General features: G+C 67.8%; 9 protein-coding genes. 3 read left to right on the top strand and 6 right to left on the bottom strand.

The window, feature by feature from the left end; genetic code table 11:
• The coding region (locus tag Q0716_RS00655; RefSeq protein ID WP_299018576.1) for an SAM-dependent methyltransferase at positions 1-456 on the top strand (456 nt) is incomplete at its 5' end.
• A gap of 46 nt (positions 457-502) precedes the next feature.
• On the opposite strand, the gene purH is transcribed toward Q0716_RS00655, so the two are convergent.
• Genes purH through dusB form a run of 3 tightly spaced genes read right to left on the bottom strand, consistent with a single transcriptional unit; the run spans position 503 to position 3,392 of the window.
• The gene (gene purH, locus Q0716_RS00650) at positions 503-2,089 is read right to left on the bottom strand and encodes a bifunctional phosphoribosylaminoimidazolecarboxamide formyltransferase/IMP cyclohydrolase (protein WP_299018574.1); all 1,587 of its coding nucleotides are present in this window, start codon (positions 2,087-2,089) and stop codon (positions 503-505) included.
• A gap of 53 nt (positions 2,090-2,142) precedes the next feature.
• Positions 2,143-2,382: a helix-turn-helix domain-containing protein gene (locus Q0716_RS00645; RefSeq protein WP_299018572.1), complete on the bottom strand. Its 240-nt coding sequence runs from the start codon at positions 2,380-2,382 to the stop codon at positions 2,143-2,145.
• Positions 2,379-3,392 (bottom strand): tRNA dihydrouridine synthase DusB, encoded by a 1,014-nt coding sequence (gene dusB, locus Q0716_RS00640; RefSeq protein WP_299018570.1) that lies wholly within the window; start codon positions 3,390-3,392, stop codon positions 2,379-2,381. The genes Q0716_RS00645 and dusB overlap by 4 nt, the downstream gene beginning before the upstream one ends.
• 100 nt (positions 3,393-3,492) lie before the next feature.
• Here dusB and Q0716_RS00635 point away from each other — a divergent pair, with 100 nt between their 5' ends.
• On the top strand, positions 3,493-3,984 hold the full coding sequence (locus tag Q0716_RS00635; RefSeq protein ID WP_299018568.1) for a YqaA family protein: 492 nt from the start codon (positions 3,493-3,495) through the stop codon (positions 3,982-3,984).
• Positions 3,985-3,998: 14 nt separating this feature from the next.
• Here the strand turns inward: Q0716_RS00635 and Q0716_RS00630 are convergent, their stop codons facing one another.
• The 3 genes from Q0716_RS00630 to ettA form a co-directional block, all read right to left on the bottom strand.
• Positions 3,999-4,712 carry a helix-turn-helix domain-containing protein gene (locus Q0716_RS00630; protein ID WP_299018566.1) on the bottom strand — a complete coding sequence of 238 codons (714 nt, stop codon included), beginning with the start codon at positions 4,710-4,712 and terminating at the stop codon, positions 3,999-4,001.
• Between the two features lie 36 nt (positions 4,713-4,748).
• Positions 4,749-5,267, bottom strand: a complete 519-nt coding sequence (locus Q0716_RS00625; protein ID WP_299018578.1) for a DUF1415 domain-containing protein — start codon at positions 5,265-5,267, stop codon at positions 4,749-4,751.
• A 71-nt stretch (positions 5,268-5,338) separates the two neighbouring features.
• Positions 5,339-7,003: an energy-dependent translational throttle protein EttA gene (gene ettA / locus Q0716_RS00620; protein WP_299018564.1), complete on the bottom strand. Its 1,665-nt coding sequence runs from the start codon at positions 7,001-7,003 to the stop codon at positions 5,339-5,341.
• Between the two features lie 319 nt (positions 7,004-7,322).
• Between ettA and Q0716_RS00615 the strand changes: the two genes are divergently transcribed.
• Positions 7,323-8,421, top strand: a 1,099-nt coding sequence (locus Q0716_RS00615) for a DEAD/DEAH box helicase (RefSeq protein WP_299018562.1), incomplete at its 3' end; no start/stop codon positions are given.

Below are 8,421 nucleotides of genomic sequence, written 5' to 3'. Positions count from 1 at the left end.
GCCTTGGGCTTGGTCAGCGAAGCCGGCATGCCCGCCATCGCCGACCCGGGCACCGCCATCGTGCGCGCCGCCCACGCACTGGGGATACCGGTGGTGCCGCTGACCGGCCCCGTATCGCTGATGCTGGCCCTGGCTGCCAGCGGCTGCCAGGGCCAGCATTTCGCCTTCGTCGGCTATCTGCCCCAAGGCGCTGCCGAGCGCGCCGCACGCCTGCGCGAGCTGGAAGCCACCGCCCACCGCCTGCGACAGACCCAAGTGTTCATCGAGACCCCCTACCGCAACGCCGCATTGCTGCAGGCCGCGTTGCAGGGGCTGCGGCCCGACACCCGGCTGGCACTGGCGTGCGGACTGGGACTGCCGACCCAGGCCGTACACGCCGCCCGCGTGGCCGACTGGCGCCGCCAGCCGCCCGCACTGCCGCTGCACCTGCCTGCGGTGTTCGTGCTCGGCACCTGACGCGCCGCCACCCCGGCGGCGCCACGGTACCGCCGCCGGGGCCCGGTCAGTGCCGGAAGTGCCGCACGCCCGTGAAGACCATGGCCACGCCGCGCTCGTTGGCGGCGTCGATCACCTCTTGGTCGCGCACCGACCCGCCCGGCTGGATGATGCACGTGGCCCCGGCGTCGACCACCACGTCCAGCCCGTCGCGGAACGGGAAAAAGGCGTCGCTCGCCACCGCCGTGCCCTGCAGGCTCAGGCCCGCCGCCTGCGCCTTGATGCTGGCGATGCGGGCCGAGTCGAGCCGGCTCATCTGGCCCGCGCCCACGCCCATCGTCATGCCGTCCTTGCAAAAGACGATGGCGTTGCTCTTGACGTACTGCGCCACCGACCACGCAAACAACAGATCCTGTAGCTGCTCGGGCGTGGGCCGGCGCTCGGTGACCACTTTCAGGTCCGACGCACGCAGCACGTGGTGATCGGCCGTCTGCACCAGCACGCCACCGCCGACGCGCTGCAAATGCCAGCGGTTGCGAGTCGTGGCCGCGTCCGCCGGCAGCGCGATGCGCAGCAGCCGCACATTCGCCTTGGGACGAAACACCGCCAGCGCCTCGGGCGTGAAATCGGGCGCGATCAGCACCTCGACGAACTGCTGCGCCACCGCCTGTGCCGCCTCACCGTCCAGGGCACGGTTGAAGGCGATGATGCCGCCGAACGCACTCGTCGGGTCGGTCTGGAACGCCTTGCGGTACGCCTCCAGCGGCGTGGTGCCAAGCGCCACGCCACACGGGTTGGCGTGCTTGATGATCACGCACGCGGGCGCCGCAAACCCCTTGACACACTCCCACGCCGCATCGGCGTCGGCGATGTTGTTGTAGGAGAGCTCTTTGCCCTGCAACTGCTGCGCACTGACCAGCGACCCGGCCGGCGCGTCGGGATCGCGGTAGAAGGCGGCCTGCTGATGGGGGTTTTCGCCGTAGCGCAGGTCTTGCAGCTTGGTCCAGCAGGCGTTGAACTGACCGGGGAAGGCGTGGCGCGCCGGCACCGCGTCGGCCGCCGGCACGCCCGCTGACAAATCCAGCGCCGACAGGTATTGGCTGATCGCCGCGTCGTACTGGGCGATACGGTTGAACGCGGCGATGGCCAGTTGCAGCCGCGTCGCGTCGCTGACGCGGCCCGCGTCCTTGAGTTCGGCCAGCACCACGGGGTACTGTGCCGGGTCGGTCAGCACGGCCACGTCGCGCCAGTTCTTGGCCGCCGAGCGCACCATGGCCGGGCCGCCGATGTCGATGTTTTCGATCGCGTCGCCCAGCGTGCAGCCGTCGCGCGCCACGGTGGCCTCGAACGGATACAGGTTGACCACCAGCAAGTCGATGGTGTCGATACCGTGCTGCTGCAGCGCCGCCATGTGCGCGGGCACGTCGCGCCGCGCCAGCAGGCCGCCGTGGATGACCGGGTGCAGCGTCTTGACCCGGCCGTCGAGCATCTCGGGAAAGCCCGTGACCTCGGCCACCTCGGTCACGGGCAGGCCGGCGTCGGCCAACAGGCGTGCCGTGCCACCAGTGGAAATCAGCGTCACGCCCAGCGCGTGCAGCTCGCGCGCCAGATCCAGCACGCCGGTCTTGTCGGAAACGGAAATCAGGGCTTTCATCGTCGGGGGTCCTTGAGGGGATGGCGGCCGTTGGGAGAAGGGCAAAACGAATGTCAGTCGCCGAGCAGGCCATGCTCGAGCAATTTTTTGCGCAGCGTGTTGCGGTTGAGGCCGAGCCACTGCGCGGCCCGCGTTTGGTTGCCGCGCGCACGGGCCATCACCATCTCGAGCAGGGGCTTTTCCACCGCGCGCACGAGCATGTCGTGCAGGTTGGCGGGTTCGGTGTCGCCCAGGTCGGCAAAGTACGCCTCGAGATTGGCCCGTACACAGTCGGGCAGCGCCGGGGGGTTCATGCGGCCAACGGAAGGTCGAAATCGTCGAAGAAGCCCTGCACCGCCGCCAGCTGCGCCGCGCAGGTCTCGGCGGTCAGCACCGCGTCGCGCAGACGCTGCTGCGCCATCGCCGACCCGCCCAGCGAGCGCAGGTACCACAGCAAATGCTTGCGCGCGCTGCGCACCCCGCTGTGTTCGCCGTACAGGTCGTAGTGGTCATGCAGGTGCTCGAGCATCCAGGTGCGCAACTCGGCGCGTGTGGGCGGCGCGGGCAGGCGGCCGGTCGCCAAGTAGTGGCCGATGTCGCGAAACAGCCACGGCCGGCCCTGCGCCGCCCGGCCGATCATCACCGCGTCCACCCCAGTCGTGCGCAGCACGCGCTCGGCGGCCTGGGGGCTGTCGATGTCGCCGTTGGCCACCACCGGAATGCGCACGCTGGCCTTGATGGCCGCCACCGTCTCGTGTTCGGCCTGGCCGCGATAGCCTTGCTCGCGCGTGCGGCCGTGGATGGTCAGCAGCCGCACGCCAGCGCTTTCGGCCGCGCGCGCCAGCACGGGGGCGTTCTTGACCTGCGCACACCAGCCGGTGCGCATCTTCAGTGTCACGGGCACGCCGTGCGGCTCACACGCGGCCACGACAGCCTCGATGATCGCCAGCGCGCGCGCCTCGTCCTGCATCAGCGCCGAGCCCGCCCAGCGGTTGCACACCTTCTTGGCCGGGCAGCCCATGTTGATGTCGATGATCTGCGCGCCACGGTCGATGTTGTATCGCGCCGCCTCGGCCATCATCTCGGGGTCGGTGCCCGCGATTTGCACCGCGATCGGGCCCACCTCGCCCACATGGTTGGCGCGCCGGGCGGTCTTGAGGCTGTCGCGCAATTCGGGGCGCGACGTGATCATCTCGCTGACCGCATAACCCGCCCCCAGCCGCTTGCACAAACGCCGAAAGGGCCGGTCCGTCACACCCGCCATGGGCGCGACGAACAGCCGGTTGGGCAGCACATAGGGGCCGATCGCGGGGCCGGCGGTCATGGCAAAGACACGGGGGAGGTTGGGGAAGGGAAATCTGCGCGATTGTAACCAGCCCATGCCCCACCCCCTATACTGCGGGCGCCCGTCATCATCCGCGACCATGGACGCCTGGATCACTTCGCTGCTGCACACGCTCGCCCTGCCCGAAGTGGGCCTGACCACCGTGTTCGTGGTCGCGTTCGTGTCGGCGACGCTGCTGCCCATGGGGTCGGAGCCCGCGGTGTTCGGGCTCGTCAAGCTCAACCCGGACCTGTTTTGGCCTGCCGTGCTGGTGGCCACCATCGGCAACACGCTCGGCGGCGTGGTCTCGTGGGCGATGGGCTACGGCGCGCACGCCGCCATCGACCGCGCCCGCGGCTCCCCCACCCACCTGCGCGCGCTGGACTGGCTGGAGCGCTTCGGGCCGAAGGCCTGTCCGCTGAGCTGGCTGCCCGTGGTGGGCGACCCGCTGTGCGCGGTGGCGGGCTGGCTCAAGTTTCCGCTGCTGCCGTGCGTGGTCTACATGGGCATCGGCAAATTTCTGCGCTACACCCTCATGACGGCAGGGCTGCTGTGGCTGATTCCCGCCGACTGGTCGGGGCTGGCCGGTTGACGACGCCCCCCGCGTCAGCGCTTCGTGACCGTGTCCCCTACTTGCCCGGCGGAGGACTCGACCACATCGGGAAACCGCTGCCCCAGCAGGCGCTCGATCAGTGGCGGCAGTTCGCGCACCAGGTTTGGCTTGTGCACCACGGGCACGTCCTGCAGCGCGTGCGCGTAGTCGCGCCGGTCGGCTTCGTCCAGCGCCGTCAGCACGATCAGCCCACAACTACCACAGAGCTCGTGCTGGCGCAGCCCCATGACCATGGAGGCACCGTCGATGCCGGGCAGCAGGATATCCACGATGAGCAAATCGGGCCGCAATTGCCCGAACGACACCAACCCCGCGATGCCATCGCCCGCGATGTGCAGCTCCGCGCGCGGAAAGCGTTGCCGCACCAGCAGCCGCACCAACTGCTGAGAATGCGACGAGTCTTCGATGAGCAAAATGCGGGGTGAGCGCTGCCCGCGGGCGCCACTGCGGCGCGGCCGCGCCGCCCGCGTCGCCGCTGGCGGTATGAGCCCGGCGCCGCTGTTGGCCAGCCAGCGCTGCAACGATGCGCCGGTGATGCGGCGATGCCCGCCTGGTGTCTTCCACGCCTGCAGGTCACCGCGATCGACCATGAGCTGCACCGACCGCACCGCCATGCCCAGCATACGGGCTACCTCGAGCGTCGTGTAGTACGACTCGGTGTCGGGCGGTGGTTCGATCGGCGGCTTTTCGGGTTTCACTGTCGTCATTTTGACGCAATATTAGCAGGCATTCGCTTTTTTGCGTCACTGCGGCGCGTCGAGCAGGCGGCGCCAGCCTTGCGCCCCCAGTTGCCGCAGCGTTTCCAGATTGCGGGCGACGATCGCCTCGGCCGGCTCGCCCGAGGCCACCGCCCGCGCCACGCTGTCCTCCCGCAACAGGTGCAGCGTGGCGTAAGGGGCGCGGTTGGTGGCGTTGGTGATGTCGTCAGGCTCCACCCCGTCGAACACGAAGTCCGGATGGAACGGCGCAACCTGGATCACGCCCTCCAAGTCGTGCTCGGCGATCACACGGTCCACCACGTCCAAGAAGTCGTTGAAGACGAAAAAGTCCGGAAACAAGGTCGGGTGCACCAGCAGCGTGGTGTCCAGCACCTCCGGCGGCGTGTCGCGCAGGCGCAGCAGCTCGGCGTCCAGATCGTCCAGAAACGCGTCCAGGTGCCGCGCCTGGCTGACCGCGATGCGCACCTGGTTTTTCACCCACACCGCCTTGGCGAACGGGCACAGATTCAGGCCGATGACGGCGCGCTCGACCCAGCGGCGCATGTCCGCCTCCACCGCCGCCACGTCGGGGGCGGGGGCTGCTGCGGGCGTGGCGTGAGGAGTCGTCGTCATGGTCACGCCAGCGACTTGAAGCGCACGCGCTTGGGCCGCGCGCCCTCTTCGCCCAGGCGGCGCACCTTGTCGGCCTCGTACTCGGTGAAGTTGCCGTCGAAGAAATACCACTGGCTGTCGCCCTCGTAGGCCAGGATGTGGGTACAAATCCGGTCCAGGAACCAGCGGTCGTGGCTGATGACGAGCGCACTGCCCGCAAACTCCAGCAGCGCGTCTTCCAGCGCGCGCAGGGTTTCGACGTCCAGATCGTTGGAGGGCTCGTCCAGCAGCAGCACGTTGCCGCCCTTGGCCAGCGTCTTGGCCAGGTGCAAACGGCCGCGCTCGCCACCGGAGAGGTTTTTGACCAGCTTTTGCTGGTCGTTACCCTTGAAGTTGAAGCGCCCCAGGTAGGCGCGGCTGGGCATGACGAATTTGCCCACCACGATGTTGTCGAGCCCGCCCGAGACGTCTTCCCACACCGTCTTGTCGCCGTCGAGCGAGTCGCGGCTTTGGTCGACGAACGCCAGCTTGGCGGTCTGACCGATGATGATCTCGCCGCTGTCGGGCTTTTCCACGCCCTGAATCATGCGAAACAGGGTCGATTTGCCCGCGCCGTTGGGCCCGATGATGCCGACGATGGCCCCCGCCGGGACGGAAAAGCTCAGGTTATCGATGAGCAAGCGATTGCCGAACGACTTGCTGACGTTGCGAAACTCGATGACCTGCGAGCCCAGCCGCTCGGCCACGGGGATGAAGATCTCGTTGGTCTCGTTGCGCTTTTGGTAGTCGTAGTCGCTCAGCTCCTCGAAGCGCTGCAGGCGCGCCTTGCTCTTGGCTTGGCGGCCCTTGGCGTTGGCGCGCACCCACTTGAGCTCCTCCTTCATGGCCTTGCGGCGCGCGTCCTCGGCTTTTTGCTCCTGCTCCAGGCGGCGCTCCTTTTGCTCCAGCCACTGCGAGTAGTTGCCCTTGTACGGGATGCCCATGCCGCGGTCCAATTCCAGAATCCACTCGGCGGCGTTGTCGAGGAAGTAGCGGTCGTGCGTGATGGCCACCACGGTGCCGGGGAAGCGCTGCAAAAATTGCTCCAGCCAGTGCACGCTTTCGGCGTCCAGGTGGTTGGTGGGCTCGTCCAGCAGCAGCATGTCGGGTTTGGACAGCAGCAGGCGGCACAGCGCCACGCGGCGCTTTTCGCCGCCGGAGAGGTTTTTGATCAGCGCATCCCACGGCGGCAGGTTGAGCGCGTCGGCGGCCAGCTCCAGCTGCAGATCGGTGTTCTCGCTGCCCGCTGCGGCGATGATGGCCTCCAGCTCGGCCTGCTCGGCCGCCAGCTTGTCGAAGTCCGCGTCCGGGTCGGCGTAGGCGGCGTACACCTCCTCCAGGCGCTTCTTGGCCGCCAGTGCGCCGCCGATGCCCTCTTCCACCGCCTGGCGCACGGTCTGTTCGGGGTCAAGCTGCGGCTCTTGCGGCAGATAGCCGATCTTGATACCGGGCATCGGCACCGCCTCGCCCTCGAAGTCCTTGTCCACACCCGCCATGATCTTGAGCAGCGTGGACTTGCCCGCACCGTTGAGGCCGAGCACGCCGATCTTGGCGCCAGGGAAGAAACTCAGCGAGATGTCTTTCAAGATCTGCCGCTTGGGCGGCACGGTCTTGGAGACGCGGTTCATCGTAAACACATACTGGGCCATCGGGGCACCCCTCGAGAAAAAAGCAACGGATCGTGAAAAAAATGTCCCGGGTACGCGGCCCGGGTTCCTTGCGATTATCCCAGTTATGCCACAATCGCGGCTGATCGGGTCCAGCAGTCGTGTCCCGATCGGCATGGATGCCCGGGCCCACGGGCACGCCGTCAGGTCTTTGCACCGTCGTCGGCACCCTCGGCCCACCCTTTGACCCCATCTGCCCCTGACTGAGCCGTCTGGCCCGCGCGCCGCACCCACCGGGGTGCCGCCGGCAGGCGGCGAGGGCCGATGCCGCGCGCCCCGGCATGGGCGCCCGACACTTCACATGACATTCGAAGAACTCCAACTGCTGCCGGCCATCGTCGAGGCCGTGCGCGAGCAGGGCTACGAGACGCCCACCCCCATTCAGGCCGAAGCCATCCCCGCCGTCCTGGCCGGGCACGACCTGCTGGCCGGTGCCCAAACCGGTACTGGCAAGACCGCCGCGTTCACGCTGCCCATGCTGCACCTGCGGGCCACGCGCGGCGAGCCGCCCAAACGCGGCCAGCCCCGCCCGATCCGCGCCTTGGTGCTCACACCCACCCGCGAGCTCGCGGCCCAGGTCGAAGAATCCGTCAAGGCCTACGGTAAACACCTCAAGCTCAAGTCGGCCGTCGTCTTCGGCGGTGTTGGACTCAACCCCCAGATCGAAAAGCTCTCCAAAGGAGTGGATGTGCTGGTGGCCACGCCGGGGCGCCTGCTCGACCTGGTCGAGCAAGGCCATCTGGACCTGTCGAAAGTGGAAATCCTCGTTCTCGACGAGGCGGACCGCATGCTCGACATGGGCTTCATCCACGACGTGCGCAAAGTGCTGGCACTGCTGCCGCAGGCCAAGCAAAGCCTGTTGTTTTCGGCCACCTTCAGCGACGAGATCAAGGCACTGGCCGAAGGGCTGCTGCGTGCACCGAAGCTCATCCAGGTCACGCCGCCCAACACCACGGTGCAGCGCATCCGCCAGACCATCTACCCAGTGGGCCGCGACAAAAAGATGGCGCTGCTCAAGCATCTGCTGGAGGGCAACGGCTGGTCGCAGGTGCTGGTGTTTACGCGCACCAAGTTCGGCGCCAACCAGGTGGCGCAATTCCTCAACGACAACGGCATCAGCGCCATGGCGCTGCACGGCAACAAGAGCCAGACGGCGCGCACGCAGGCGCTGGAGGGCTTCAAGAGCGGCCAGTTGCGCGTGCTGGTGGCCACCGACATTGCGGCGCGCGGCATCGATATCGAGGATCTGCCGCACGTCATCAACTACGACATTCCCAACATCCCCGAGGACTACGTGCACCGCATCGGCCGCACCGGCCGCGCTGGCGCCGAGGGCGAGGCGCTGAGCTTCGTCAGCCTCGACGAAGAGGGTTGGATGATGGCCATCGAGCGCTTCACTG

Source organism: uncultured Tepidimonas sp. (genome assembly GCF_938045175.1).
In the GTDB taxonomy this organism is placed as follows: domain Bacteria; phylum Pseudomonadota; class Gammaproteobacteria; order Burkholderiales; family Burkholderiaceae_C; genus Tepidimonas.
Note: the sequence above shows the minus strand (reverse complement) of the source record. Positions and strands in the feature narration are given on the sequence as shown.

Coding starts and splice junctions, on each gene's coding strand:
- Q0716_RS00630 (WP_299018566.1), bottom strand. CDS start 4,712: ATGACGACAGTGAAACCCGAAAAGCCGCCGATCGAACCACCGCCCGAC.
- dusB (WP_299018570.1), bottom strand. CDS start 3,392: ATGACCGCCGGCCCCGCGATCGGCCCCTATGTGCTGCCCAACCGGCTG.
- Q0716_RS00635 (WP_299018568.1), top strand. CDS start 3,493: ATGGACGCCTGGATCACTTCGCTGCTGCACACGCTCGCCCTGCCCGAA.
- Q0716_RS00645 (WP_299018572.1), bottom strand. CDS start 2,382: ATGAACCCCCCGGCGCTGCCCGACTGTGTACGGGCCAATCTCGAGGCG.
- Q0716_RS00625 (WP_299018578.1), bottom strand. CDS start 5,267: ATGCGCCGCTGGGTCGAGCGCGCCGTCATCGGCCTGAATCTGTGCCCG.
- purH (WP_299018574.1), bottom strand. CDS start 2,089: ATGAAAGCCCTGATTTCCGTTTCCGACAAGACCGGCGTGCTGGATCTG.
- ettA (WP_299018564.1), bottom strand. CDS start 7,003: ATGGCCCAGTATGTGTTTACGATGAACCGCGTCTCCAAGACCGTGCCG.